Source organism: Streptomyces caeni, assembly GCF_042678285.1.
Lineage (GTDB): Bacteria > Actinomycetota > Actinomycetes > Streptomycetales > Streptomycetaceae > Streptomyces > Streptomyces caeni.
In genome coordinates, this window is sequence record NZ_JBHUDX010000011.1 from 99,132 (window position 1) to 123,538 (window position 24,407).

Here is a 24,407-nt window from a genome sequence, read left to right on the forward strand (position 1 = left end):
TGCCTCCAGGGGCCTGACGGATCGTGAACCGGACGGTGGCGGGGCGGGGCCGGGCTGGTCGGTCAGTCGACGGGCAGCAGGACGCCCGGATTGAGCAGACCGGCGGGGTCCAGCCGTCGCTTGACGGCCTGGAGGGCGCCGATGCCGAGCGAACCGGCCTCCCGCACATACCAGTCCCGGTGATCCGTGCCCACGCCGTGGTGGTGGCTGATGGTGCCCCCGGCCGCCAGGATCGCCTCGCCGGCGGCACGTTTGGCGTGGCCCCAGTGCGCCACGGGGTCCTCGCCCTGAGCGGAGACCACGGTGAAGTACAGAGAGGCACCGTTCTCGTACACGTGAGAGATGTGGCACATGACCAGCGGCGGTGTACCCGACGCGGTGAGCGTGCCGGTCAGCGCGTCGCGGACGGCGGCGTACAGCCCGGGCAGGCGCGACCAGAAGGCGGCGGTCTCCAGTGTCTCGGCGAACGCCCCGGCGTCCAGCAGTGCGTCCCGCAGGTAGGGAGCCGAGTAGCGGCCCGCGGCCCAGCGCTCTCCCGGTTCCCGGCCCAGGCAGGTGCCGCCGGCGTCGCGCAGCACGGCCGCCGCCCGTTCCCGGCGGTGTGCGGTGTCCTCCTCGGTTCCCTCGTAGCCGGTGATGGCCAGGCATCCGGCGTTCTGCGGCAGGCCCGACGAGCCGATGGCGTCGGGCTGGGCGAGGCCGATGAGCGTCTCGGTCTCGTCGGACAGCCGCAGCACGGTCGGCCGCGGCCCGTCCTGGGCGAGGTGCCGAAGGGCGGCGGCGCCCGCCTCGAAGGAGTCGAAGCGCCACCCCTCGTAGACGCGGGTCGGGGGGACGGGGCGGATCCGGACGGTCACCGAGGTGATGACGCCGAACGCTCCCTCGGACCCGAGGATCAGCTGCCGCAGATCCGGACCGGCCGCCGAGCGCGGGGCGCGGCCCACTTCGAGGGTGCCGGACGGGGTGGCGAGGGTGAGGCCGAGGACCATGTCGTCGAAGCGGCCGTATCCGGCGGAAGCCTGACCGCTGGAGCGGGCCGCGGCGAATCCGCCGATTGTCGCCCACTCGTACGACTGCGGGTGATGGCCCAGCGTGAAGCCGTGCTCGGCAAGGAGCGCCTCGGCGTGGGGGGCGCGCAGGCCGGGTTGCAGGGTGGCCGTGCGGGAGACCGGATCGAGGTCGAGCAGGACGTTCATCCGGCGCAGGTCCAGCGCGACGAACGGGCGTCGCCGCTCGGGGGCGAGCCCGCCGACGACGGAGGTGCCGCCACCGAACGGGACCAGCGCCAGGCCGTGCGCGGCGCATGCCGCCAGCACCGCGAGCACCTCCTCGTGGCTCGCCGGGAGGACCACGGCCGCCGGGAGATCGCCCACGTCCCCCTCGCGGATGCGCAGCAGATCCGGGGTGGATTTGCCCCGGGTGTGCCGGATCCGGGACTCGGCGTCGGTGCGCAGATGCTCTTCACCGCCGACGGCGGCGAGCAGAGCGCGGTGTGCCGCCGGGTCGAGGGGCGGCTCGGGCACGGGGATCTCTCCCAGGGCGACAGGCCCGGCGGTGCGCGGTGTGACCCCCAGCAGGTCGCGCAGCAGACCGATCACCGAGTCGGGCAGCGGCGTCGCCCTGGCCGGGTCGCCCCAGCCGCTCCAGAGCATGTCCATGGCGCTTGTCCTCACTGGTCGTCGTGGCGTCGGCGTCGGACATGGGTCGTCGTGGCGTCGGCGTCGCGCGTGTCGGTCGTCGCGGCCGTGCGGTCGTGCGGCCGGGGAAGAGCCCCGGGACGGCCGAGGGCGCGTTACACTGTGACACATGACGCCTATTCGTCACAACGCCTCGGACGGTGATCCGGTGCTCGACGCGGTCCGCGACTGCGTCCTGGCCGTCGGCGTCCGGCGCACCACCCTGACCGACGTGGCCCGCCGTGCGGGCGTCTCCCGGATGACGCTGTACCGCCGCTGGCCCGATGTCCGCTCGCTGGTCGGTGACTTGATGACCCGAGAGTGGATCAAGGTGGCCACCGGCGCGATGCCGGAACCGAGGCCCGGGACGACCACCCGCACACGGATCGTGGAGGGGCTCGTGGGCGGCGTCGCCGCCTTCCGGAGCCATCCGCTCTTCCGCAAGATCGTCGACGTCGATCCCGAACTGCTCGTCCCCTACGTGCTCGACCGGCGCGGGGCGAGCCAGGAAGCCCTCCTGGAACTGCTCGGCGACGCCCTCCGCGAGGGTCACACGGACGGGTCCGTACGCCCCGGCCACCCCGAACGGCAGGCCAGAGCCCTGCTGCTGGTCGCCCAGTCCTTCACCCTGTCGCTGCGCACCATGACCGAGGAGGACGACGCCGAGCTGAGCACGGAGGCCTTCTCGGCGGAACTGCGGACCATCCTCGAGAGGACCCTCACCCCATGAGTTCCAGCAGCACTCCCGCCTCCTTGGCGGGACCGGTTCCCGGGTCTTCGCTCACCGCCGGCCGGCGCCTGCGCGAACTGGCCGAGACCACCGGCGGCACGCCCGTGGACGTCCTGGTGGTCGGCCTCGGCGCGACCGGCGCCGGTGCCGCCCTGGACGCCGCCGCGCGCGGACTGACCGTCGCCGCCGTCGACGCCCACGACCTGGCCTTCGGTACCTCCCGCTGGAGCTCCAAGCTCATCCACGGCGGGCTGCGCTATCTCGCCTCCGCCCAGCTCGACGTCGCTCACGAAAGCGCCCTGGAACGCGGCGTTCTGATGGAGCGCACGGCTCCGCACCTGGTGCGGGCCCAGCCGTTCGTGCTGCCCCTGACCCCGCTGGTCTCCCGCAGCCAGGCCGCATTGGCCTGGGCCGGATTCCGCGCCGGTGACACGCTGCGCCTGGCGGCACGTACGGCCCGGTCGACCCTGCCCGCACCGCGCAGGCTCTCCGCGACGGAAACCCGTCACCTGGCCCCCGCGCTGCGCGGCGCCGGACTGCGCGGCGGGTTGCTGTCCTGGGACGGCCGGGTGACCGACGACGCCCGCCTGGTCACCGCGATCGCACGGACGGCGGCGGCACGGGGGGCACGGATCCTGACCCGGGTGCGCGCGCTGGAGCTGACCGCCTCCGGTGCCCGGATACGCGACGAACTCACCGGCGAAGAAGGCGAGATCCGCGCCCGCGCGGTGATCAACGCATCCGGTGTGTGGGCGGGCGGCCTGGTGGACGGGGTCCGCATACGGCCCTCCCGCGGCACCCACCTCGTCCTGCGGGCGGACCACCTGGGCTCCGTGCCGGCCGGCCTGCACGTCCCGATCCCCGGCGAGAGCAACCGCTTCGTCCTCGTCCTGCCACAGGGCGACGGCCGGGTCTACGTCGGACTCACCGACGAACCCGTGGACGGCGACGTGCCGGACGTCCCCGAGGTGCCGGAGACCGACATCGGGTTCCTGCTGGACGTCCTCGGCTCCGCACTGGACGTTCCCGTCCACCGCCACGATGTGGTGGGCGCGTTCGCCGGACTGCGGCCGCTGCTGGACAGCGCACCGGGCGAGGACCCCGCGGCGGCGCCCCGCACCGCCGACATCTCCCGCAGGCACGCCGTGCTCACCTCGCGGGAGGGTGTGGTCACCGTCGTCGGCGGCAAGCTGACCACCTATCGGCGCATGGCCGAGGACGCGGTCGACGCCGCCGTCTCCACCCACGGCCTGTCCGCGGCAACCTCTTCCACCAGCGCTCTCCCACTGGTCGGCGCCGCACCGCCCCGGGTGCTTGGCGCCCTCCGCGCGCCGCGACGCCTGATCGACCGCTACGGCGCCGAGGCTCCCGCCGTGCACGCGCTGTCCGTGGCCGACCCCCGGCTCGCCCGGCCCGTCCTCGAAGGGCACCCCGTGACCCGTGCGGAACTGCTGTGGGCCGTGTGCCACGAAGGGGCGCTCGACGCGGCCGACCTGCTCGACCGCCGCACCCGCATCGGGCTGGTCCCGGACGACCGGGCCGCCGCGCTCACGGCCGCACGGGAAGTGCTCGGCGAGTCGGGGGCCGGCGGCTGACGAACCGTCGGCAGCGGTCGGCACGCCCCGGGACCTGCGGGGCCATGGCGCCGCGTCCGTACACCGGTCAGTCGGAGACCCGGTCGCCGCCGGGAGGATCCGCCGGGGGAAAACCGCGCCCCGGTCGTGCAGGCCCCGGTCGGCCTCACCTTCGTCGCGTACGAGAATCCGCCCGGCATCCACACCGCCGAAGAACCGCGCAGGCACGACGTGACGACAGGCCGGAGGAGTCCCGGCGGCTGCGGCTGGGCCGGATAATCGACGAGGACGCGGAGCTGTACGACCGGGCAAGGCCCGGCTATCCGCCGGAGCTGCTCGACGACCTCGTGGAACTCGCCGGTACCCGCCCCGGCAGCCGCGTACCGGAGGTGGGCTGCGGAACCGGACAGGCGGCGGTGCCCCTGGCCGCGCCGGGTTGCCGGATCACGGCCGTCGAGGCGGGATCGCGCATGGCCGCGGTCGCCCGGCGCAATCCGGCCGAGGCCGCGGCGGCCGAGGTGGTGACGGCGGAGTTCGAGAGCCGGCCGCTGCCGCGGGAGCCGTTCGACGCGGTCGTCTCCGCAACGGCGTTCCACTGGATCGACCCGGCGGTGCGGATGACCAAGGCCGCCGACGCGCTGCGTCCGGGCGGGGCGCTCGCCGTGGTACGCACCGGCGGTGAGCCGGTCGGCACACCACGGTACTTTCCGGCGCCGCCCGGCCCGGCCCGTTCCAGCCGCCATTGTCAGACCGCCTCGGTACGGTCGGTGCATGAGAGCTGATGGAACATTCACCGTCAAGACGTTCGTTCCGACGGAGCTGAAGCCCGAGCCGACCGTGTCCACAGGGCTGCCGGTGGGCGTCGCGACGATGGAGAAGCACTTCGAGGGGGAGATCTCGGGTCGCTCGGCGACCCTGTTCACCGCCGCGTTCGACCAGACGACCGGCGTCGGCACCTATGTGGCCATGGAATCGTTCGAAGGCTCGCTGAGCGGCAGGGAAGGCTGCTTCAACTTCGTCCATTCGGCTACCACGACCGGCGAGGACCGCACCGCGGAGTTCTTCACCATCGTGCCCACGAGCGGCACCGGCGAGCTGGCTGGGATCTTTGGGGCCGGAGGACTGGCCGTGGACGCCGACGGCACGCACCGCATCTGGTTCGACTACCAACTCGGCTGAACGGCGCGCTCCTCACGTCCTCGGGCCGTCGGACGCCCGCCGGCGAGGTAACCGGCCGCGCCGCTCACGCGGACGCCCATGCGGCCCTTGCAGCCCGTCCGCCCTGCGCCGTTGCGTCGCCGCTTCGCTCTGCCGCCGTCCGGCAGGGCTCGCGGAGCCCTCGCCCCGTGGGCAGGGCAACGCAGGTTCGATGCGGGGCTGCACAACGTGGACGAGCGGCACCCGCGACGGCCGGCACACCAAGTCGTCCGTCCTCGACAACGACCGGCTCGACCCGACCGAAACCGTCATCAGCCGTCATCCGGGCGATCACTGCGGAGTCCGGCGGCCGCCGGGCCGTGCCGGGTCGGCGGCGTGGATCAGCTGGTGGAGCGCGCCGTGGTAGACCTCGTGGTCGACGGTGGCGGGCAGGAGCGTGCCGAGGTGCCCGGTCAGCACCGGGAATTCCCCGGGGTCGAGCGCGGCCAGGGCCTGACGGGTGGCCGCTTGGGCGGCTTCGGGGTCGCGGTGGTCGACGAAGCCGGCGCAGCCGAGGGTGAGCAGGTACATCCGCCGGTAGGCGGCGATGGCGTCCTCGGGGGTCATGCCGGCCGCGATCGAGTCGGCGAGCTGCGGCTCCACCAGTCGTCCCAGGAGCTGCGGGCCGAGCCAGGGCCGGCTGCCGCGCAGGACCACCAGACCGGGGTGGGCCGTCAGCAGCTCGTACAGCGCGGTGAACCGGGCCGCGGTGGCCGTGGCCCAGTCGGTGCCGGGCGGGAGGCCGGGCAGGCGGGCGGCGAGGTGGTCGGTGATCAGGTCCAGCAGTCCGGCCAGGTCGGTGCAGCGGCGCTGGAGGGAGGCGAGGGAGATGTCCAGGGCGGCGGCGAGGGTGCGGAAGCTGAGCGCGGCGGGCCCGTCCCGGTCCAGGATCAGCAGGGCCGTGTCGGCGATGCGTTCCGGTGTCGCGCGGGTGAGGGAAGCGGATCGCCTGGGCATGCGGGTCAGTGTACGGTACGGTGTATCGATCTACTGGCGGATCGTCATCCCGTCGTGAACCAGCCACCTTGCGGAGCAACCCCGTGCACCAGCTCGCGTACGGCGACATCAAGGCCGCCACCGACCGCATCGCCGGGCGGGTCCGCCCCGTCACCCTCGCACCCCTCGACACGGGTGCGATCCCCACCGGCCACGGCGCCTGGCCGGGGGACCGCCCCGAACAGTCCTGTGAGGTGTGGCTGGCCATGGAGTTCATGCAGCACACCGGATCGTTCAAGGCCCGCGGCGCGCAGAACTTCATCCAGGCCCACCGTGATGCCGGCACGCTCCCCGGGGCCGGGGTGACGATCGCCTCCGGTGGCAACGCGGGCCTGGCCTGCGCCTGGGCCGCCCGGCAGCAGGGCATCCCGGCCACCGTCTTCCTGCCCGCCACCGCGCCCACGGTGAAGGTCGCCAAGCTCCGCTCCTACGGTGCCGAGGTGCGGCTGACCGGGGCGGAGTACGCCGACGCCCTGACCGCGTGCGAGGACTTCGCCGCGGCCACCGGCGCGCTCGCCTCCCACGCCTATGATCACCCGCTGATCGCGGCCGGCGCCGGCACGCTGCTGGAGGAGATCCACCGGCAGATGCCCGGCCTGGACACCGTGGTGGTCGCGGTCGGCGGCGGCGGACTGTTCGCCGGCGTGGCCACCGCCGCCCAGCAGCACGGCATCCGCACCGTGGCCGTCGAACCGGACACATGCCGGGCGCTGAACGCCGCCGTGCGGGCCGGCCGCCCCGTCGACGTCACGGTCGACTCCGTCGCCGCCGACTCCCTCGGCGCCCGCCGCGCCTCCGCCACGGCCCTGCACGCCGCACAGCACGACGGCGTGCGCTCCGTCCTCGTGCCGGACACCGAGATCGTCCGAGCCCGCAAGGCACTGTGGGACCACCACAGGGTGGCCGTCGAACACGGCGCCGCCACCGCGCTGGCCGCGATCACCCTCCCCGACCCGCAGCTGTCCGACCGGGATCCGACGGCCCGGTCCGACGTCCCGGACCGCGGCTACCGGCCGGGCGTCGGGGAGAAGGTCTGCGTCGTCCTGTGCGGGGCCAACACCGACCCCGCCGACCTGGCGGAGCAGGGCCCCGTCCCGGGCCGTACCGTGGGGCAATCCACGTGGTGACGGACTGGTCCGCAAACCGGGCCGGGGCGCCAGCCGGGGCGGGCGGTTCGAGGGGCCGGCCCGCCGTTGTCCGTTTGACGGTCGGTGTCGCGCCTGGCCCGGTGCCGCCGGGCGGCGCGCGGTCGGGAACGTCCCGGGCGGGGACCGTGGGCATTGCTCGGCCGCGGGCCGCAGGTGATGTGCCAACGACGTGAGTGCGCCCAGGGCCGAGCCCGGGGCGTCCCGTTCGCCCTCGGTGAGGAACTGCAGCGCGCGGGCGATGTGTTCGCCTTCGAGGCGACGGACCTCGGCGAGCTCCTGCCGGGCCCGATCGGTCGGGTACAGGTGCGCGATCCGCTTGTCGACGGCGTCCTGCCGGCGTTCGATCAGCCCCTGCTCGGTGAGTTGGGAGACAAGGACGCTGACGTCGTCCGGCCGCATCGGCAGCGCGTCGGCAGACTCGCGCACCGTGGCGCCTTCGGTCCGCCGACGGTCGGGGACCCGGCCGGTGAGGTCCGTCGGCGCGAGCCGGATCCACTGCCCTCCGACGTCCACGCTGACCACGCGGCCGGCACCGCTGTCGGGCTCCCGGCGCCGGGCCGCCCGTCCGGCGCGGCCGGTCACACCGGTCTGCCGTACCAGGCCCGCGGCCTCCGGCCGGGCCAGGGCCTGGTTCACCGTCGGACGGGGCAACCGTGGGTCGGAGGAGACCTGCGGGACGCAAACGGGGGCGTGGGCGCGCAGCCGCTCCAGAACCACCCATCCGTTGGCCTCTCGCATGCTGCCCGGGCCTCGCATGGGGCCGGCGGAGGAGCCCGGGTCGGCGAGCTGCGGCACGCAGGCCGTCTTCGCAGGTGATCAGCGGCCGCCGGGCGGTCGGCGGGTCACTCGGTGGCAGCGGCCGTGGCCCGCAGCCGTTCGGGGAAGGCGACGCCGGTGAGTTCCTCGGAGGCGGCCCACAGGCGTCGTGCGGCGTCCGGGTCGCTGGCCGCCGGCGTGCGGCCGACCAGGGTCGGGGTGCCGCGCATCTCGTTGAAGCGGTTCGGGCCCACATAGGCGGCGCCGGGCAGGTCCTGGACCGCCGCGTAGAGCGTCGGCAGCGCGCCCGCCCTGCTGTCCTGCGCCAGGAACCGGTTGCCCACTCGCATGACCGTGCGGCGCATGAGGCTGGCGTCGTGGCCCTGCAGATTGGTGGCGGCCCAGCCGGGATGGGCGGCGAGGGCGCGGACGGGGGAGCCCGCCGCTGTGAGGCGGCGCTGGAGATCGAGGGTGAACAGCAGGTTGGCCAGCTTGGACTGGCCGTAGGCGCGTATCGGGGTGTACTCGCCCGTCAGGTTGAGGTTCTCGAAGTGGATGCGGTTGCCCGGGAGCCTGTGCATGCCGGAGGCGACGGTCACCACGCGGTCTGTGATGTGCGGCAGTAGCAGGTTGGTCAGCGCGAAGTGGCCGAGGTGGTTGGTGCCGAACTGCATCTCGAAGCCGTCCTTGGTGCGGGCCTCGGGGAGGTTCATGACGCCGGCATTGTTGACCAGCAGATCGAGGTCGCCCTCCCAGGAGGCGGCGAACCGGCGGATCGAGGTCAGGTCGGCCAGGTCGAGGCGGCGAACCTCCAGGGCGCCGCGCGCTCCCGTCACCGTCGCCGCGGCGGCCTCCCCGCGGCGGGTGTCCCGTACGGCGAGCACGACGTGGGCACCCGCCCGGGCCAGGGCTTCGACGGTGGCGATGCCGAGCCCGCTGTTGGCCCCGGTGACCACGGCGGTGCGGCCGGTCAGGTCGGGGAGGTGGGTCGCGTTCCAGTGCGGTGTGTGTGAAGTCCTCTGCTGTGTCATGCGGGCCAATGTAGGCATCGTAAACAATGATGTCAACGTCAACAATGTAGGCACTGGCCATTCACGGGATAGGGTGGTGGCATGAAGACCCGCCCTTACCACCACGGAGACCTGCGCGCCGCGCTGCTCGCGCGGGCCGAGCGGATGCTGCGCGACAAGGGACCGGGTGCGCTGTCGCTGCGGGAGCTGGCCCGGGGCATCGGGGTCAGCCATGCCGCGCCCAGCCGTCACTTCAAGGACAAGCAGGCGCTGCTGGACGCGCTGGCACTGGAGGGGTTCGGTCGCCTCGCGGCGGTGATGACCGCGGCGCGGGAGGAGGCGGGCGGCTCCTTCGCCGACCGCATGGTCGCTGTCGGGCGCGCCTATGTGGGCTTCGCGACCGACAACGCGGTTCTGCTGGACCTGATGTACGCGGTCAAGCATGATCCCGCCGCGTCCCGCGAACTGACCGACGCCTCGTACTGGTTGGCGGGCTTCGCCATGCGGATGATCGAGGACGGGCAGCGGACCGGGGAGGTGCGCGAGGGCCCGGCGGAACGCATCGGCCTGCCGGTCATGTCCGCGCTGCACGGCTTCGCCGCCCTCGTGGTCAGCGGCGCGCTCCACACCGAGGAGATCGACCAGGGCCTGGCCGACACGGTGGGATTCATCTTGCGCGGCTGCGCCCCCTAGCGGCATGGAAAGGCCCGGCCCCGGGCCGTGGCGCGGTCCGCGGCCGACCGCGCCGCGCCCCGGGGCCGGGACCTACGCGCGATGCCCGGGACTGCGGGGATGCAGGCACCGCAGGGCAAGAGCCGCGATGTCGTCCTCGAGCCGTCCGCCGCTGTATTGGAGCAGGTCCCGGTGCAGCCGGTCCAGCAGTTCGCCGGGCGGCGCCGGGCTCTGCTGCCGCATCCACTCCGGCAACGGGAAGAACGCGCCGGCGCGGTCCCGGGTCTCCGTCACGCCGTCGGTGTAGAGCAGCATGTGGTCGCCCGGGGCGAAGGCGACGGTGTCGATGAAGTAGTGGTCTCCGAGGAGTGCCGCGAGGTTCAGGGGCGGCGACGGGCGGATGGGCTCCAGGATGCGGACCTGCCCGCGGCGCACGAGCAGCGGTGGAGGGTGCCCGCAGTTCAGGATTCTGATGCGTCCGCCGCCGAACGGGATCTCGGCGATGAGAGCGGTGGCGAAGTGTTCCGACAGGTTCTGCGTGGGGAAAGCGGCGCTGTGGCGGACGATGCTGGTCTCGAGGTGACGGATGACGCTCCTCAGATCGGGCTGGTCGTACGCGTTCTCCCTGAAGCTGTTGATCAGCGCCGACGCCGCTCCGACCGCGGACAGCCCCTTGCCGCGCACGTCGCCGATGAGCAGCCGGACCCCGTACGGGGTGTCGGCCACCTCGTAGAAGTCGCCTCCGATCCGGGCCTGCTCCTGGGCCGCCAGGTACAGCGACTCGATCTCGATGTCCTGGATGCGGCGTGGCAGGGGCCGCAGCAGCACCTTCTGGGCCGCGTCGGCGACCAGCCGGACCTGGAAGAGTGTCTCCTCCCTCTGGAGCCGGAGATGGCTGGTGTACGCGGCCGCCAGGGTGACCGCGATGATCGAAGCGGCGGTGTACGGCGTCCCCAGGTCGGTGTAGACGAAACTGAGTCCGATCATGACCAGGAGGCAGAACGTGCCCAGCAGGATCGTCGGGAGCACGGGCCACATCGCGGCGGCGAGGGCGGGCGCCGCGGGCAGCAGGCGGCTGATGGCGATCTCCCTCGGAGTGAAGAACGCCAGAACGGCGACGAGTACGGTGACGATCACCGGCGACAGCAGCGCGGTCTCCCGACGGCTGCCGTTCGGAGGGTGACGGCGGCGGAGCCTTCCCGACTTGATCACAAAATGCACTTTATCGGGACTGAGTGGACATCCTGCCGAGGTGGAGCGGCGCCGGGTCGGGCCGGGGGCTCCTCCGTCCCCGGTCCGACGCGCATCCGAAGGGGTGAACGCCGGCCCCTCACCTCGGTCCGTGGGGCCGGGGCCTCACGGCCGGGCGGCCAGGTGCTCCTTCGCCACAGGCCATTCGTGGGCGAGGAGCAAGAAGTGCACGGTGTCCCGCCGGGTTCCGTCGGGGCGCCGGCGGTGGCGGCGCGGCACGCCCTCGCGGTGCGCGCCGAGGCCGGCGACGGCCGCCTGTGAGCACTGGTTGCGGTGATCGGCCTTCAGCTGCACGCGGCCCCTGCCCAAGTCCTCGAAGGCGTGGGTGAGCAGAAGCGGCTTCGATTCCGCCGTGGCCGGCCCTGCTGCCAGGGGCGGCGCGAACGGATGCGGTGGCGCCGACGGCTCCGGTGGCGTGAACGCATGCGGCGGCGTGAACGGCTGCGGTGGTACGAACGGCTCCGGCGGGGCGAACGGCTGTGGTGGGGCGAACGGCCGCGGTGGGGCGAACGGCTCCGGCCGCCCGCCCGGCCCCTGTCGCCCGCCCCGTGACCACAGCGGTTCGACCACGGCATCCAGCAGCGCCCGGGCCGCGCCACCGGTCCGCGGCGGGTCCGCGACGGGCGGTGGAGCGCCCCGCGGAGCGGCCGGAACCATCCCTTCGGGCCCCGGTGCCGGGCTCCCGGCGTCCTGGAGCCCGTCCATCGCCTGGAGGTCGGCGCGTGCCGATTCCAGAGCGTTCAGAACCGCCTGGAAGGAGTCCCGGATGTCATGCGCGGGGTCACACCCCTGAGCGAGGGCCCGCTGGGGTCCGGCGTCGTGGAATCCCATCGGCAGTCCTCTTCGTCCCATGGCCCCTGCATGCCCGCGGCGGACTGGGTTCCGTCGTGCGGTGGTCCGTCGTGAAGCGATACGCAGCCCGCGTGACGTTGTCTCAATCCGCCGACCGGTCGGCCGGGCCATGGGGCAGCCGGGTCGTGGGCTGGCCGGGTCGTGGGGTGGGCCGGGTCGTGGGGTCAGCCGGGACGCGCCGTCAGATGGCCGAGGATGCCGCACACCTCGTCCACGATCTCCCGGGCCTCCGTCCCGTCCGCGCAGTCGCCCAGCTCACGGGCCGCCCCACCGATGACCGTGGTCAGCACGATCACCCGGACCCGGCCCGTGCGCTGCCGCTCGTCCACCTTCAGCAGCCGGGCGTTGCGCCGCACCCAGGCGCGGTCCCACTGGCGGCGCAGCGCGTCGAAGCCTGCCGGGCCGTCGTCCTGGTCGAGGAGCCTGACGAGCGGCCGGTTGTCCCAGACCCCCTCCAGATACGCTCTGGCCCCCGCCAGGAAGACGGCCACGGGGTCCTCCACCCCGCGGCCTCGCAGCGACGCCAGCGCCGCCGCGGTCCGGCGCTCCTGCTCCTCCCGGAACTCCTCCCAGAGCGCGAGGTACAGCCCCCGCTTGCCGCCGTAGTGCTGGAAGAGACTGCCCACGCGGATACCTGAGCGGGCCGCGATCTCGGCGAGCCCGGCATCGGTGTAGCCGCGCTCGGTGAACACCCGCAGCGCCGCGTCGAGCAGTGCGCCCCGGGCCGGGCGGAGCTGCCCGGTGGGTGCCTCCGGCGGGGCGGTGCCGCCCTGCCGGTCGGGCCGGCGGCATGCGGCCTCCGTTCCGGCGGACTCCACGGTGCCGCTCACGGGCGGTCCTCACCTTCCCCGGCCCCGTCGCGGATGGCGAGGGCGACCAGCAGTTCCAGGAGATCGGCGATCCGGCGCGGGTTGCGTCCGGTGCGCTCTTCGATGCGGCGCAACCGGTAGTGCGCCGTGTTGTGGTGCACCCGCAGGCGATCGGCGGCCAGCCGCAGGTTGAGGTCGGCCTCCGCGAACGCCCGTACGGTGGCCGCCAGAGTGTCACCGCGTCTGCGGTCCTCCTCCAGCAGTGCGCGCACACGGGGATCGACCAGCCGGCGGGCGAGGTCGTCGGCGCGCAGCGCCAGATAGTCGAACGGGGACAGCCGCGGCAGCGCCGCCACCCCGCCCCCGCTCGGCACCAGGTCGAGGGCGGCCCGCGCCTCCCGGTAGGCGCGCGGCAGTTCGGACGCGCCCCGGGCGACCGTGCTGATCCCCATGGACAGCGTGGTCCCTTCACGGCCCAGCCGCCGCTGCATCGCCGCGAAGTGGGTGCAGATGTCCTCTTCGTCCATTCCGGTGCGTACCACGGGCACGGCGATCACCTCGCCCTGACGGACGACGACCAGGGTTCTGCTGGCCCACACGCCGGCGACGGTGAGCGCCGCGCCGGTGGCGTAACCGGTCTCGGCCGAGGCGATGTCCCCACCGCGGGTGTCCCCGAGGCAGACCGCCGCCACGACCACCATCATCGGCGAGTTCGGCCCGATGCCGTACGCCTGCGCCGCCGTCAGCAGCGGACCGCGCGTCGGTGCCACGCCCGCCAGGAGCTGGTCCAGGAGGTCCCGGCGCTCCCGGTCCGCGTCCGCCACGATGTGCTGCTGGTACTCCACATACGCCTGCGCGGCATGCGTGCTGGCGTAGTCCACGTACCGCATCATCGGTGTGACCAAGGACAGTGCAGCCTGCTGCGCCAGCTCCGAGGTGCCCACGGTCTCCAGCACCGCGTTCCAGAAGACCTGCCGTCCGACCCGGAAGGCGCTGATCCAGTCCTCCAGCGCGAATCCCGCGCGTGCCCTGCGCATGGCGGCCGCGCGGCTGAAGCCCAGGTCCTCCGCGGCGATCTCCCCGTCACCGGCGAGCGCCGCCACCTTGATGCGGTAGTGCGTGAGCACCTGGTCCCGTACATCGTCGAAGAACCGCTCGTCGCCGAGCGCGTACGACGGGATCTCGGCACGCATCGCCGCGACCGCGGTCTCCGCCACCTCCTCGATCCGCTCCTGGACAGCACCCAGGATCCGCCGCCGCTCCCTGAGCAGCGGTTCGGACAGGCCGGGGGCGCCCAAGGCGAGACCGCGAGGCATGGCGCCGATCGTCGCCATTCCCTCGTGTCCCGTCAACAGGCCCGGTGGGGGAGATGCGCGGCGACCTGTGCGCGGCGCACAAGTCATCGGGCGCGAAATTGGGTGCCCGCACCCAATGTGCCGCCAGAAGGCCCCCACCTACTGTGACGCTCGCCCACCCCAGCACATCGGAAGGGGCGTCATTCATGCTCACGGTCGACGGTATCACCGTGCGCTTCGGCGGGATCACGGCACTCGACGGTGTGGGGTTCACCGTCGAACCGGGCACCGCCGTAGGGCTCATCGGACCGAACGGAGCCGGTAAGACCACCTTGTTCAACTGCCTCACCCGGCGGTGCACTCCCGATGCCGGCACGGTGCGGTTCGCCGGCGAGGATCTGCTCGCGCTGGCGCCGCACGCCGTGGCCGGACGCGGCATCGCCCGCACCTTCCAGAACCTGGGGCTGTTTCCACGGCTCACGGTCCGGGAGAACGTCATGGTCGGCGCCCACAGCCAGGGCCGCACCGGACACCTCGCCGCGGCGCTGCGGCTGCCGGGCGTCCGGCGCGAGGACGCCCGGCTCCGCCACCGGGCGGACGAGTTGCTGCAACGGCTCGACCTGGCCGACGTCGCCGACCATCCCGCCACCGGGCTGCCGTTCGGCACCCTCAAGCGTGTGGAACTGGCCCGCGCCCTCGCGGTCGGGCCCCGGCTGCTGCTGCTCGACGAACCCGTCAACGGCCTCAGTCACGGCGAGGTCGACCAGTTCGCCGACCTGGTGCGGGCGGTGCGCCGGGACCTCGACCTCACACTCGTGGTGGTGGAGCACCACATGGGGTTCGTGATGGGCCTGTGCGACAAGGTGGTGTGCCTCGACTTCGGACGCAAGATCGCAGAAGGCCCCCCGGAGCAGATCCAGCGCGACCCGGCCGTCATCGAGGCGTACCTGGGGGTGGCGGCGTGAGCGAGCCCACCACCGGCCGCACCGGGGCCGGGACACCCGCCACGCCCGACTTCCTGAAGGTGTCGGACCTGCACGCCGGATACGGCCAGGCCCGTGTGCTGCAGGGCCTCGACTTCTCCGTCGGCCGCGGCGAGGTGTGCGCGGTGCTGGGGCCCAACGGCGCGGGCAAGACGACGACCCTGCGGGCACTGTGCGGCATGATCCGCGGCCGTGGCTCGGTCACCTTGAACGGCACCGAACTGCTTGGCCGCTCTCCCGAGCAGGCGGCGCGGCTCGGCGTCGCCCACGTGCCCGAGGGCCGGGGCACCTTCAACGACCTGACCGTAGAGGAGAACCTGCGCATCGGCGCGCACCTGCGTACCGGCCTCGGGCGGCGGGGCCGGGCCGAACGCGCGGCCGTCGCGGCCGACCTTGACCGGATCTACGGCTACTTCCCCAAGCTGCGCCAGCGCTCCCGGCAGGCCGCCGGAAGCCTCAGCGGCGGCGAGCAGCAGATGCTCGCCATCGGCAGGGCCCTGATGCTGCGGCCCTCGCTCCTGCTTCTGGACGAGCCGTCCCTGGGGCTCGCCCCGCTGGTCACGCGTGAGCTGTTTGAGATCGTCCGTGCCGTGAACGAGGAGGAACGCACCACCGTGGTCGTCGTCGAGCAGAACGCCCAGCTCGCGCTGGAGATCGCGCACCGGGCCCACGTCCTGGAGGCCGGCCGCCTGGTGCTTTCCGGGCCGGCCGAGCGGATCCGTGAGGACGGGCAGGTCGCCGAGGTGTACCTCGGTGTCTCCGTCCGCTCCGGGAAGGGCGGGTGAGCGCCATGACCGAGCTGATGCAGCAAGTGGTGGAAGGACTCGGCTCCGGCGCGGTGTACGCCAGCCTGGCGCTGGCCCTGGTGCTGATCCACCGGTTCACCGGGATCGTCAACTTCGCGCAGGGCGAGCTGGCCATGCTCTCCACCTACGTGGCCTGGCAGTTGGTGGCGTCCGGGATGCCGTTCTGGCTGGCGCTGCCGGTCACCCTCGCGGTGTCCTTCGCCGGCGGCATGCTCGTGGAGCGGGTCATCATCCGCCCGGTGCGGGGCGCGCCGGAGCTGACGGTCGTCATCGTCACGGTGGGCCTGTTCATCTTCGTCAACGCGATGGCCGGTCTGATCTGGTCCTTCACGGTCAAGGACTTCCCGCAGCCGTTCCCCGACGGCGGGGTCGACCTGGCGGGAGTGCGTCTGGACTGGTCCACCCTCGGGATCATCGGCGTGGTCGCCGTCGTGATGGGTCTGCTCTACGTGCTCTTCCAGCACACCTCGGCCGGCCTGGTGATGCGGGCGGTCGCCTGCAACCCGGCGTCCGCCCGGCTGTCGGGCATCCGCGTGAACCGCGTGCTGATGCTCGGCTGGGGACTGGCCGCGACGGTCGGGGCGGTGTCGGGCGTGCTCGTCGCTCCGGTGCTGTTCCTGGAGCCCAACATGATGGGCGGGGTGCTCATCTACGCGTTCGCCGCCGCGACCCTCGGCGGTTTCGACAGCCCCGTCGGCGCGGTCGTGGGCGGCCTGTTCGTCGGCGTCGCCGAGACGCTGGCCGGGGCGTACGTGGACGTCGTCGGCGCCGATCTGAAAGTCGGAGTACCTCTGGTGATCATCCTCGGGGTGCTGCTGGTACGGCCCCAGGGCCTGTTCGGACGGGCGGCGGTGGAGCGGGCATGAGCACGATGACGATGGTCCCCGGCCGCGCCCGGCAGGCGCGGGTCGCGCTCACCGCGCTGCTCGCGGCAGCGGCCGCCCTGGCCGCGCCGTTCTACTTCGCTCCCTTCCAGGTCTTCCAGCTGACCATGGTCCTGCTGTACGCCGTCGCGCTGGCCGGACTGAACCTGCTGGTCGGGTTCGGCGGACAGATCTCGCTCGGCCACGGCGCGTTCTTCGCTGCCGGGGCCTACACGGCCGCGGTCATGCTCGACCGGTTCGACGTGGGCCACCTGGCCACGCTGCCGGTCGCGGCCGCCGCGTGCTTCCTGCTGGGACTCGGCTTCGGGGTGCCGGCACTGCGGCTGCGCGGGCTGTACCTGGCGCTGGTCACCCTCTCCTTCGCGGTGTTCCTGCCGCCACTGCTCAAGCGGCTGGAACCGGTGACGGGCGGTGCCATGGGCCTGACCGTGGACAAGCTGGAGCCGCCCGCCTGGAGCGGGCTCGCCGAGGACCAGTGGATGTACCTCGTCGTCCTCGCCGTCACGGCGGTGGCGCTGCTGCTCGCCCGCAACCTGCTGCGGTCCCGGGTCGGCCGTGCGCTGCTCGCGGTACGGGACAACGAGAGCGCCGCGGAGGTCATGGGCGTGCGGCTGTCGCTGCACAAGACCCTCGCCTTCGCCTGGAGCGCGATGTTCGCGGGTGTCGCCGGATGCATGTACACCTGGGTGATCGGCTTTGTGTCCCCGGACTCGTTCAGCTTCGTCCTCTCCATCACGCTGCTGGCCGGCCTGGTGGTCGGAGGGCTCGCCTCGCTGTACGGGCCGCTGCTGGGCGCGGCGTTCGTGATGTACGTCCCGAGCGTCTCCCAGGATCTGAGCGAGGCGGCGCCCGGTGTGGTGTTCGGCCTGCTGATCATCGCGGTGATGTTCGTGGCGCCGACGGGACTCGCCGGCCTGGTGAGCCGGGTCCGGAACGCCGTCGCCCACCACCGCGCCCGTGCCGCCGCACCCGACCGGACGCCGGGGGCGGATTCCCGGACCGTATCCGGGCCCGAGTCCGAGTCCGGGCCTGGGCCGGAACCGGAACCCGAACGCGAGCCGGAGCCCGGACCGGAGACGGAGTCCGAAGCATCCGCGCCCCCGACCCTCATGGATCCCGCACCCGTTGACGCGGAACCCGTTGACGCCGAACCCGTCGACGCCGAACCCGTGGGCGTACCGCCCCGCACGGAAAAGGAATGAGTCACATGCACAAGACGACCGCTCTGCGGGCGGCCGCAGCCGCGACCGCCGCACTGCTCACCGCGACCGCCTGCGGCACCCAGCGGGGACAGGACGACCAGGGCACCGCCGCCGACGGCGCGTGCAAGGGCCAGCAGACCACCGGCATCACCGACAAGACCGTCAAACTGGGCGGGATCTACCCCCTGTCGGGCCCGGCCTCCGCGTACGGCGCGATCAGCAACGGCGTCGCCGTCTACTTCAAGTACGTCAACGACCACGGCGGCATCGGCGGCCGCAAGGTGGAGTTCGTCGTGCGTGACGACGGCTACCAGCCGCCCAAGGCGGTGGAGGAGGCACGCCGGCTGGTCGAGAAGGAGAAGGTCTTCGCCGTCTTCCAGACCCTGGGCACCCCGTCCACCGCGGCCGTGTGGGACTACCTCAACAAGCAGAAGGTGCCGCAGCCGTTCGTGGCCACCGGCGCCTCCGTCTGGGGCACGGACACCCAGCACCCCTGGACCATCGGCTGGCAGCCCAACTACGTCGCCGAGGCACGCGTGTACGCCAAGTTCCTCAAGAGCGAGAAGCCGAACGCGAAGGTCGCGGTCCTCTACCAGAACGACGACTTCGGCAAGGATCTGCTCGGCGGGTTCAAGAAGGCCGTCGCCGGCAGCGGGGTCAAGGTGGTCGCCGAGGAGAGCTACGAGGTCACCGACCCGTCCGTCTCCGCGCAGATGGCGAACCTCGCCCGCTCCAAGGCGGATGTGCTGCTGAACGTGACCACGCCCAAGTTCGGCAGCCAGGCTCTGGCCGCCGACGCCAGGAACACCAAGTGGAACCCGCTGCACATCGTGAACAACGTGTCCGCGTCCGCCACCGTGCTCAAGCCGGTCGGCTTCAAGAACGTCCAGGGCGTGGTCTCGGCCACGTACTTCAAGGACCCCGCCGACCCCCGCTGGGCGAACGACCCGGAGATGAAGGCGTACCAGGAGGCGATGCACAAGTACGCGCCGGACGCTGACCCTGCCAACCAGTTCAACGCCTACGGCTGGGCCGCGGCTTCGAGCCTGCACAAGGCCATGGACGCGATGAAGTGCCCCACCAGGGAAGGGCTGCGTGACGCGGTGCGCAACCTGAAGGACGTCAAGGTGGACATGCTGCTGCCCGGGGTCACCCTGTCCACGGGATCCGACGACGCCTTCCCGATCGAGACGATGCAGCTCATGCGCTTCGAGGGCGAGCGGTGGCAGCTCTTCGGCCAGCCGGTCGACACCCGCAAGGAGTTCGGTCCGCTCGGCAAGTGAGCCGCCGGGGCGCCCGGGGGCGTATTCCATCGCCCTCGGGCACCCTTCACATACCGACCACTCAGTATCTCGGCGGTGTCGCTTCCGGTGGTCAGGGGCACCGGTAGGTGAACGAAGTCGTGGCAGTGCGCGGGCCGGGGGAGAGGATCCGCAGCGTCGCCCGCGCCTGGTACCGGCCCTCGCCGTGGAAGGTCCACAGCAGGTGCAGTCGCGCCGTGGACCGGCCGCGGGGAAGCTTCTCGGTCAGCGAACCGGAGGTGGTGCCGTCGCTGCGCTCCCAGCGGTATGTGACCGTCCCGGGGCGGCCGTCGGTGGACAGGAGCGCGACGACGTCGGCGGTCCCGTCGCAGCCGGGTCCCCGGCTGTCCGTGCTGACACGCACGTCGCGGACGGCCACGGAGGGACCGAACCGCTGCCAGGCCAGGAACAGCAGGACCCCCAGCAGCACGACGGCGGGCAGTGTGTACCGGCGCAGCACCGGGGACCGGGCCGGGCGGGGCCGGGGTGCCGGAGGAAGGGAGAGGACCGTGGTGCCGGAACGGTCCCGGTCGGCCATGGTGACACCCGGACCGAACCTGAGGACGCGCCCGTCGATGCGGTCGGGTGCCGTCGTTGCCGCGGCAGGCGGGGCGGGTTGTCCGCCCGGAACGGTCGGGGGCAGGTCCTCCTCGGGCGCCGACCGCTGAACCCAGTGGCTGGCCAGGAGGGTTGCGCGGTAGTCGTCATCGGCTGCGGCCGCGGCCGCGGACTTCGCCTCGGAGCCGGGCTCCGGTTTGCCTTCCTCCGGCAGGCGAACCGTGGAGTCCTCATCGGGGGCGAGGTCGACGGTAGGGGCGTGGTCACCGGGGGCGAGGTCGACGGTAGGGGCGTGGCCATCGGGGGCGAGGTCGACGGTGGGGTCTTCGTCGGAGGCGAGGTCGACGGTGGGTTCCTCGGTCGCCGCCGGGGCGTCGGTGGGGCCCCGGCCTTTGGACAGTTCGACGGTGGCGGCCTCGTCCTGGGGCAGGCGGACCGTCGGGTTTTCGTCTTGAGGCAGGTGGATGGTGGGGTCCGCGTCCTCGGCTCGGCGCGGGGTGGGCTCTTGGCCGTGGGGCTGTCTGGGGCCGTTCATCGGAGGGTGCACCGCCAGGTGAGGAGTTGCTGCCAGGCGCCGCCGCCGGCGGACGCCGGGCTGGTGGTGGCCCGCACCCCCCAGTAGCAGCCCGTGCCCTGGAAGGTGTGGTTGACCGTGAGGGTGTACCGGGTGGCCCCGCTGCGCAGGAAGGTCTGCGCGGCGCCGTCGGGGTCGCCCGGCTGCCCGTAGACGTTCCCGCTGTACCAGGCGAGGGTGACGGACACCGGTCCGGGGCCGTCGGTGGAGACGGTGATGGTGACGGCGCCCGTGTCCGACCCGGTCTGCACGAAGCTGCCGATGGTGACGTCCTTCACGGCCGCGGCGGGCGGCGCGCTCGTGACCGGTGCTGTCGGAGTCTGACTCGTGGTGGCGGTGGCGGTCACCGTGGGCGTGGAGGGCTCCCGGGTCGCGGGGACGCCGGAGCTCGCGGACGGGCTCACCGTGGGGGCGTCGTCCGAGGCGGAGGGGGAAGGCGAGGCGGAGCCGGGGGAGGCGCTGGGGCCGTGCGTGGGTGAGGCCGTGCCGGCGGGCACCGTCGGCCCGCTGCTCACCCCCGGCTGGGCGCTGGTGGTGGCCACGGCCTGCGCCGCCTGCTGCGGGTCGGCCCCCTCCCCCTGTCCGTAGGCCAGCGCGAGGGCCAGGGCCACGGCCGCGCCGGAGGCGAGCAGCCCCAGGCGGTTCGGCAACAGCGAGCGGGCCCAGCCGGATCCGTGGCCGCCGACGTTCGTGGTGGCCAGGTCGGTGGTGCCCTGGGTGGTGCCGGGCGGGGCGGAGAGCAGCAGCGGGAGCAGGGCCGCCACCAGGGCGGCCAGCCGCCCGCGGCCGCGCTCTTCCCAGCCGGGGCCGTAGGCGGCGCCGGCGATCCGCTCCAGCTCCACGACGAACTCCCGGGCGTTCTCCGGCCGTTGCTCCGGCGTCTTGGCCAGCCCGCGTGCCACCAGCGGACGCACCGGCTCGGGGACGTCTTCGACGGGCACCGTGGCGTCGAGGTGCTGCAGCGCGAGTTCGGCGAGGTTCTCGCCCTCGTACGGCCGGTGTCCGGTCAGGCACTCGAAGAACGTCGCGGTCGCGGCGTACACGTCGGCCGCCGGGGACGCGGCGGCACCACGCCACTGCTCGGGGGCCATGTAGGCGGGCGTTCCGGCCGCGCCCGCCGTGGTCCCGTCGCTCACCGTGATCCCGAAGTCGATCAGCTTGGAGACGCCGTCGACGGAGACGATGACGTTCGCCGGCTTGTAGTCGCGGTGGACCACGCCGAGGCGATGGGCGTCGGCCAGGCCGAGCAGCGAGCCCTTGAGGAGGGTCAGTGCCTCCTCGGGACCGACGGGACCCTGGCGGCGCAGCAGTTCGCGCAGGGCGACCCCGTCGACGAGCTCCATCACGATGGCGGCACCGTCCGGGCTCTCCACGTACTCGTACAGCCCGGCGACGTGCTCGCTGCGCAGCCCGCCGAGCAACCGAGCCTCGGCGCGGAAGTCCCGGACGAACCCGGGACGGTTCAGCAGCGACCGGCTCAGGTACTTCACCGCGACCGGGACCCCGGTCTCGTCGTGGACGGCGAGCACGACGTGGCCGCTCGCCCCGGAACCCAGCTCCCGTGTCCCGGTGTACCCCGGGACCGACCACTCGTTCATCCTGCTACCCCCCGGCATGGCGATCCCCGGACCGTCCGGGAGGGCGCCACGCAACTCACCTCATGCGCTGGGACATATTTTCGGCCATTGCGGTTCCCATGTCCCGTGGCATCACGCGTGGCCTGGCACACAGTGAGCGGGCCCCTGCGCCGCCCCGCCGCCCGGCTGTCGCCCAGGGCCGACTCCCGGATCCCGCCGTCCGCGATCAGAGTCTGCAGGCCGGACGCCCGGCAGCGGGCAGCCGGTGCCCCCAAGGGACACCGGCCGGGTACAGGCACCGTGGTTGTCCCCGGACGTGTGCGGGGGAAGCGGTGCCGGCTGCCTGCTCCGCTTGTCACCGGCTCCGGATCATGCGGGAGCGCCGCCGGAGTAGTCGCCGTCGAAGGTGGTCTCGACGGTGGTGGTCACGGACTGGGCCACGCCGGTACCCGTGAGGATGAGGCCCAGCTCGCGGTTGTTGTCGAGCGAGTTGGTGCTGATGTTCATGGAGCCGGCCTCCACCTTCTGCGTGGACAGGCCGTAGTCGGCCACCATCGCCTTGGCGTGGATGTAGAAGCCGTTGGGGTCGGAGTAGCCGACGACGGTGCCGCCCGCCGCCTTGATCGCGGCCACCTGGCTGGAGTAGTTGGACGGGTTCTCCAGGACCACCCGTACGGCCACCCCCGCCTGCGCCCGCGCCACGATCGCGTTGACCACCGTGCTGTCGCCGAGCTCCAACTCCTCGATGTCGAGCGTCGTCGTGGCGCCGTTGATCACCGTCAGCAGGCGGTTGCGGGAGTCGGTGGGGGACCAGAGCAGATGGTCGCCGTCGGTCGGGGTGATCGAGGTGCCGGTGTAGTCGGCGTTGAAGACCTTCTCGATCGAGGCGACATCGCGGGTGTCGTCGTCGAACACGCCGTAGTCACGGCTGGTCGTGTAGTACTGGGAGGTGAGGTTGCCCGTCATGATCAGCGACTTGACGCCGTCCACCGTGATGGTCTTCTGGTGCGTGTAGACGAAGGTGGACGGCGACCACACCACTCCCACGCCCGCGCTCGTCAGGGCGCTGTACGCCGAGCTGTTGGCGGTCCGGTGCCGGCGGTCCAGGACGACCCGCACGGTGACGCCCTTGTTCTCCAGGGCTATGAGGTCGTTGACGGCGGTGGTGTCCTCCAACTCGTAGATGGTCATGTCTAGGGAGGTGGTGGCCGAGTTGATGAAGTCGTAGATGGTGGGCTGGCTGCCGCTCTGCGAGAAGGCGAACGCGGAGTAGCCGGCGGCGTTCGCGGGGATCGCGGTGGCGACTACGGCGGCACCGGCCGCCAGGGCGACACCGGCACGGCCGAGGACCTTCCACAACATGCGTGTCTCCTAGTCGAGTTGGGCCTCACGGAAGGGGAGGGCAGTGGCGCGTGCATGACACCACGCGCGTAGAACGTCGAGGAAGGGCGGCGGGGTGAACTTGGTGTGACGTGCGGGCCGTACGCGCGGACAAAGCGGGCTTCGTGCAGGTGGGAGGCGGTGCAAGGGATCCCCGTGAAAGCGCAAAGGTTTCGTATGCGACCGCTCCGGGTGGCGATGGCTCTCTCGCCGGACCTCAGAGGTGGACCCGTTCTGCCTCACCGGCGGCGACGCGCGGGACGACGTCTCCCGAGCCGTGATCCGCGCACGCCGGGGACCGTGCGGCCGGCGGTGCACCGTGCGGCCACGCCCCGGCTATCGTGATCGGGATGCCGGCCACGCATCTGCTGATCACCGGAGACCGCGCCGCCCCGAGCCGGGTGCCGACCGAGCAGCGGATGGCGTTCCCTGCGGGGCGCTCCAAGGCCGCCCGTGCGCTGGAGGAAGACGACGAGATCTTCCTCTACACCGCGCGGGGATGCTTCCGGAACCCGCGCGCGACCTGGGACGCGTCATCGCCCGGGCCACGATGGCCACTCCCGTCCGGGTCCCGGACGAGCCGGTCGTCTTCGGGGAACGCTCCTTCACGGAAGGCTGCCCCCCGATCTTGGATCCGCTGTTCATCGGCTGGTCGCTGATGGCGATGTCGGTCGCCGACGGCTGAGCGCGCCGCCGCACCCCCCGCTGTGAGACGTCGCGCACTCTCGTCGACGGCGTCGGGAGCGGGGCGCGGGCGGGGAACCGCGGGGCGGGAGCGTGGTGCCGGGGCGCCGAATTCGGCGGTGCCGCGTCGGGCCGGCCCTGGTCAGTGCCGCCAGACGTCCGGACCGCCGCCGCGCCACTCGATCAGCTCCGACTGCCGTACCCACTCCTCGTCCACGTCTTCCAGGCCCGCGAGGAGCAGGAACTCGGCGATGTCCAGCGGCCCGTACGCCAGTCCCAGGAAGTGGACGCCCGCACGGACCCGCCGGCTGCCGTCCTCGGCGGGCGGGTAGATCACGATGGGCTGTGCACCGGCCATGACGCCAGCCTCCCGCCGGGCCGGTGGGAGCGCATACCGGACTGCGCCAGTCGCGTGGTGGGCCCGGCCCGACGCCGCTCGGGGCTTCCGCCGGGATCCGGCCCGGTCCGGCCGGCGGGTCCTGGTGCTGGAGC

22 protein-coding genes and 1 pseudogene are annotated in these 24,407 nt (G+C 72.7%); 12 read left to right on the plus strand and 11 right to left on the minus strand.

Annotated elements, in window-relative coordinates; genetic code table 11:
* Nucleotides 1-62 precede the first annotated feature (62 nt).
* Nucleotides 63-1,658, minus strand: coding sequence for an FAD-binding oxidoreductase (locus ACFSL4_RS04660; protein ID WP_381078794.1), 1,596 nt, complete (start codon nt 1,656-1,658; stop codon nt 63-65).
* A 148-nt stretch (nt 1,659-1,806) separates the two neighbouring features.
* Between ACFSL4_RS04660 and ACFSL4_RS04665 the strand changes: the two genes are divergently transcribed.
* The 4 genes and pseudogenes from ACFSL4_RS04665 to ACFSL4_RS04680 all read left to right on the plus strand — a co-directional run bounded on the left by ACFSL4_RS04665 (nt 1,807) and on the right by ACFSL4_RS04680 (nt 5,159).
* A complete protein-coding gene (locus ACFSL4_RS04665) occupies nt 1,807-2,406 on the plus strand; it encodes a TetR/AcrR family transcriptional regulator (protein ID WP_381078796.1) in 600 nt (199 codons plus the stop codon).
* Nucleotides 2,403-4,001, plus strand: a complete 1,599-nt coding sequence (locus ACFSL4_RS04670; protein ID WP_381078798.1) for a glycerol-3-phosphate dehydrogenase/oxidase — start codon at nt 2,403-2,405, stop codon at nt 3,999-4,001. Before ACFSL4_RS04665 ends, ACFSL4_RS04670 begins: the two co-directional genes overlap by 4 nt.
* Before the next feature lie 239 nt (nt 4,002-4,240).
* Nucleotides 4,241-4,687, plus strand: a pseudogene (locus tag ACFSL4_RS04675) (class I SAM-dependent methyltransferase); the annotation flags it as partial.
* Nucleotides 4,688-4,751: 64 nt separating this feature from the next.
* Entirely contained in the window at nt 4,752-5,159 is a 408-nt protein-coding gene (locus ACFSL4_RS04680; RefSeq protein WP_381078800.1) for a DUF3224 domain-containing protein, read from the plus strand.
* Between the two features lie 309 nt (nt 5,160-5,468).
* Here the strand turns inward: ACFSL4_RS04680 and ACFSL4_RS04685 are convergent, their stop codons facing one another.
* Complete coding sequence (locus ACFSL4_RS04685; protein ID WP_381078802.1) at nt 5,469-6,134, minus strand: TetR/AcrR family transcriptional regulator C-terminal domain-containing protein; 666 nt, start codon at nt 6,132-6,134, stop codon at nt 5,469-5,471.
* 83 nt (nt 6,135-6,217) lie between these two features.
* Between ACFSL4_RS04685 and ACFSL4_RS04690 the strand changes: the two genes are divergently transcribed.
* Nucleotides 6,218-7,300, plus strand: a complete 1,083-nt coding sequence (locus ACFSL4_RS04690) for a threonine/serine dehydratase (protein ID WP_381078804.1) — start codon at nt 6,218-6,220, stop codon at nt 7,298-7,300.
* Nucleotides 7,301-8,163: 863 nt separating this feature from the next.
* Here ACFSL4_RS04690 and ACFSL4_RS04695 read toward each other — a convergent pair.
* The gene (locus ACFSL4_RS04695) at nt 8,164-9,108 is read right to left on the minus strand and encodes an oxidoreductase (protein ID WP_381078806.1); all 945 of its coding nucleotides are present in this window, start codon (nt 9,106-9,108) and stop codon (nt 8,164-8,166) included.
* An 81-nt stretch (nt 9,109-9,189) separates the two neighbouring features.
* Between ACFSL4_RS04695 and ACFSL4_RS04700 the strand changes: the two genes are divergently transcribed.
* On the plus strand, nt 9,190-9,780 hold the full coding sequence (locus ACFSL4_RS04700) for a TetR/AcrR family transcriptional regulator (RefSeq protein ID WP_381078808.1): 591 nt from the start codon (nt 9,190-9,192) through the stop codon (nt 9,778-9,780).
* 72 nt (nt 9,781-9,852) lie between these two features.
* On the opposite strand, the gene ACFSL4_RS04705 is transcribed toward ACFSL4_RS04700, so the two are convergent.
* The 4 genes from ACFSL4_RS04705 to ACFSL4_RS04720 all read right to left on the minus strand — a co-directional run bounded on the left by ACFSL4_RS04705 (nt 9,853) and on the right by ACFSL4_RS04720 (nt 13,987).
* Nucleotides 9,853-10,971, minus strand: coding sequence for a PP2C family protein-serine/threonine phosphatase (locus ACFSL4_RS04705; protein WP_381078810.1), 1,119 nt, complete (start codon nt 10,969-10,971; stop codon nt 9,853-9,855).
* Between the two features lie 144 nt (nt 10,972-11,115).
* Nucleotides 11,116-11,841 (minus strand): GNAT family N-acetyltransferase, encoded by a 726-nt coding sequence (locus ACFSL4_RS04710; RefSeq protein WP_381078812.1) that lies wholly within the window; start codon nt 11,839-11,841, stop codon nt 11,116-11,118.
* 185 nt (nt 11,842-12,026) lie between these two features.
* On the minus strand, nt 12,027-12,692 hold the full coding sequence (locus tag ACFSL4_RS04715) for a TetR/AcrR family transcriptional regulator (protein WP_381078814.1): 666 nt from the start codon (nt 12,690-12,692) through the stop codon (nt 12,027-12,029).
* Complete coding sequence (locus tag ACFSL4_RS04720) at nt 12,689-13,987, minus strand: PucR family transcriptional regulator (protein WP_381078816.1); 1,299 nt, start codon at nt 13,985-13,987, stop codon at nt 12,689-12,691. Before ACFSL4_RS04720 ends, ACFSL4_RS04715 begins: the two co-directional genes overlap by 4 nt.
* 185 nt (nt 13,988-14,172) lie before the next feature.
* On the opposite strand from ACFSL4_RS04720, the gene ACFSL4_RS04725 reads away from it, so the two are divergent.
* The 5 genes from ACFSL4_RS04725 to ACFSL4_RS04745 are packed head-to-tail and all read left to right on the plus strand — an operon-like array spanning nt 14,173 to nt 19,124.
* On the plus strand, nt 14,173-14,931 hold the full coding sequence (locus tag ACFSL4_RS04725; protein WP_381078818.1) for an ABC transporter ATP-binding protein: 759 nt from the start codon (nt 14,173-14,175) through the stop codon (nt 14,929-14,931).
* A complete protein-coding gene (locus ACFSL4_RS04730) occupies nt 14,928-15,734 on the plus strand; it encodes an ABC transporter ATP-binding protein (RefSeq protein WP_381078820.1) in 807 nt (268 codons plus the stop codon). The genes ACFSL4_RS04725 and ACFSL4_RS04730 overlap by 4 nt, the downstream gene beginning before the upstream one ends.
* Nucleotides 15,735-15,739: 5 nt before the next feature.
* Complete coding sequence (locus ACFSL4_RS04735; protein ID WP_381078913.1) at nt 15,740-16,621, plus strand: branched-chain amino acid ABC transporter permease; 882 nt, start codon at nt 15,740-15,742, stop codon at nt 16,619-16,621.
* Nucleotides 16,618-17,841 (plus strand): branched-chain amino acid ABC transporter permease, encoded by a 1,224-nt coding sequence (locus tag ACFSL4_RS04740; protein WP_381078822.1) that lies wholly within the window; start codon nt 16,618-16,620, stop codon nt 17,839-17,841. Before ACFSL4_RS04735 ends, ACFSL4_RS04740 begins: the two co-directional genes overlap by 4 nt.
* 5 nt (nt 17,842-17,846) lie before the next feature.
* Complete coding sequence (locus tag ACFSL4_RS04745) at nt 17,847-19,124, plus strand: ABC transporter substrate-binding protein (RefSeq protein ID WP_381078824.1); 1,278 nt, start codon at nt 17,847-17,849, stop codon at nt 19,122-19,124.
* A gap of 91 nt (nt 19,125-19,215) precedes the next feature.
* On the opposite strand, the gene ACFSL4_RS04750 is transcribed toward ACFSL4_RS04745, so the two are convergent.
* The 3 genes from ACFSL4_RS04750 to ACFSL4_RS04760 form a co-directional block, all read right to left on the minus strand.
* Nucleotides 19,216-20,235, minus strand: coding sequence for a hypothetical protein (locus tag ACFSL4_RS04750; protein WP_381078826.1), 1,020 nt, complete (start codon nt 20,233-20,235; stop codon nt 19,216-19,218).
* On the minus strand, nt 20,232-21,872 hold the full coding sequence (locus ACFSL4_RS04755; RefSeq protein WP_381078828.1) for a protein kinase domain-containing protein: 1,641 nt from the start codon (nt 21,870-21,872) through the stop codon (nt 20,232-20,234). Before ACFSL4_RS04755 ends, ACFSL4_RS04750 begins: the two co-directional genes overlap by 4 nt.
* 348 nt (nt 21,873-22,220) lie before the next feature.
* On the minus strand, nt 22,221-23,213 hold the full coding sequence (locus ACFSL4_RS04760) for a phospholipase D-like domain-containing protein (protein ID WP_381078830.1): 993 nt from the start codon (nt 23,211-23,213) through the stop codon (nt 22,221-22,223).
* Nucleotides 23,214-23,730: 517 nt separating this feature from the next.
* Between ACFSL4_RS04760 and ACFSL4_RS04765 the strand changes: the two genes are divergently transcribed.
* The gene (locus ACFSL4_RS04765) at nt 23,731-23,916 is read left to right on the plus strand and encodes a hypothetical protein (protein WP_381078833.1); all 186 of its coding nucleotides are present in this window, start codon (nt 23,731-23,733) and stop codon (nt 23,914-23,916) included.
* Nucleotides 23,917-24,057: 141 nt separating this feature from the next.
* Here ACFSL4_RS04765 and ACFSL4_RS04770 read toward each other — a convergent pair whose 3' ends face one another.
* On the minus strand, nt 24,058-24,273 hold the full coding sequence (locus tag ACFSL4_RS04770) for a hypothetical protein (RefSeq protein ID WP_381078835.1): 216 nt from the start codon (nt 24,271-24,273) through the stop codon (nt 24,058-24,060).
* Nucleotides 24,274-24,407: the final 134 nt, after the last annotated feature.

Bases quoted from the DNA above. Each gene is read 5' to 3' on its own strand.
- ACFSL4_RS04735 (WP_381078913.1), top strand. From the start codon at position 15,740: ATGACCGAGCTGATGCAGCAAGTGGTGGAAGGACTCGGCTCCGGCGCG.
- ACFSL4_RS04725 (WP_381078818.1), top strand. From the start codon at position 14,173: ATGCTCACGGTCGACGGTATCACCGTGCGCTTCGGCGGGATCACGGCA.
- ACFSL4_RS04700 (WP_381078808.1), top strand. From the start codon at position 9,190: ATGAAGACCCGCCCTTACCACCACGGAGACCTGCGCGCCGCGCTGCTC.
- ACFSL4_RS04720 (WP_381078816.1), bottom strand. From the start codon at position 13,987: ATGCCTCGCGGTCTCGCCTTGGGCGCCCCCGGCCTGTCCGAACCGCTG.
- ACFSL4_RS04660 (WP_381078794.1), bottom strand. From the start codon at position 1,658: ATGGACATGCTCTGGAGCGGCTGGGGCGACCCGGCCAGGGCGACGCCG.
- ACFSL4_RS04665 (WP_381078796.1), top strand. From the start codon at position 1,807: ATGACGCCTATTCGTCACAACGCCTCGGACGGTGATCCGGTGCTCGAC.
- ACFSL4_RS04765 (WP_381078833.1), top strand. From the start codon at position 23,731: ATGCTTCCGGAACCCGCGCGCGACCTGGGACGCGTCATCGCCCGGGCC.
- ACFSL4_RS04750 (WP_381078826.1), bottom strand. From the start codon at position 20,235: ATGAACGGCCCCAGACAGCCCCACGGCCAAGAGCCCACCCCGCGCCGA.
- ACFSL4_RS04745 (WP_381078824.1), top strand. From the start codon at position 17,847: ATGCACAAGACGACCGCTCTGCGGGCGGCCGCAGCCGCGACCGCCGCA.
- ACFSL4_RS04755 (WP_381078828.1), bottom strand. From the start codon at position 21,872: ATGAACGAGTGGTCGGTCCCGGGGTACACCGGGACACGGGAGCTGGGT.
- ACFSL4_RS04685 (WP_381078802.1), bottom strand. From the start codon at position 6,134: ATGCCCAGGCGATCCGCTTCCCTCACCCGCGCGACACCGGAACGCATC.
- ACFSL4_RS04695 (WP_381078806.1), bottom strand. From the start codon at position 9,108: ATGACACAGCAGAGGACTTCACACACACCGCACTGGAACGCGACCCAC.
- ACFSL4_RS04710 (WP_381078812.1), bottom strand. From the start codon at position 11,841: ATGGGATTCCACGACGCCGGACCCCAGCGGGCCCTCGCTCAGGGGTGT.
- ACFSL4_RS04770 (WP_381078835.1), bottom strand. From the start codon at position 24,273: ATGGCCGGTGCACAGCCCATCGTGATCTACCCGCCCGCCGAGGACGGC.
- ACFSL4_RS04670 (WP_381078798.1), top strand. From the start codon at position 2,403: ATGAGTTCCAGCAGCACTCCCGCCTCCTTGGCGGGACCGGTTCCCGGG.
- ACFSL4_RS04760 (WP_381078830.1), bottom strand. From the start codon at position 23,213: ATGTTGTGGAAGGTCCTCGGCCGTGCCGGTGTCGCCCTGGCGGCCGGT.
- ACFSL4_RS04740 (WP_381078822.1), top strand. From the start codon at position 16,618: ATGAGCACGATGACGATGGTCCCCGGCCGCGCCCGGCAGGCGCGGGTC.
- ACFSL4_RS04680 (WP_381078800.1), top strand. From the start codon at position 4,752: ATGAGAGCTGATGGAACATTCACCGTCAAGACGTTCGTTCCGACGGAG.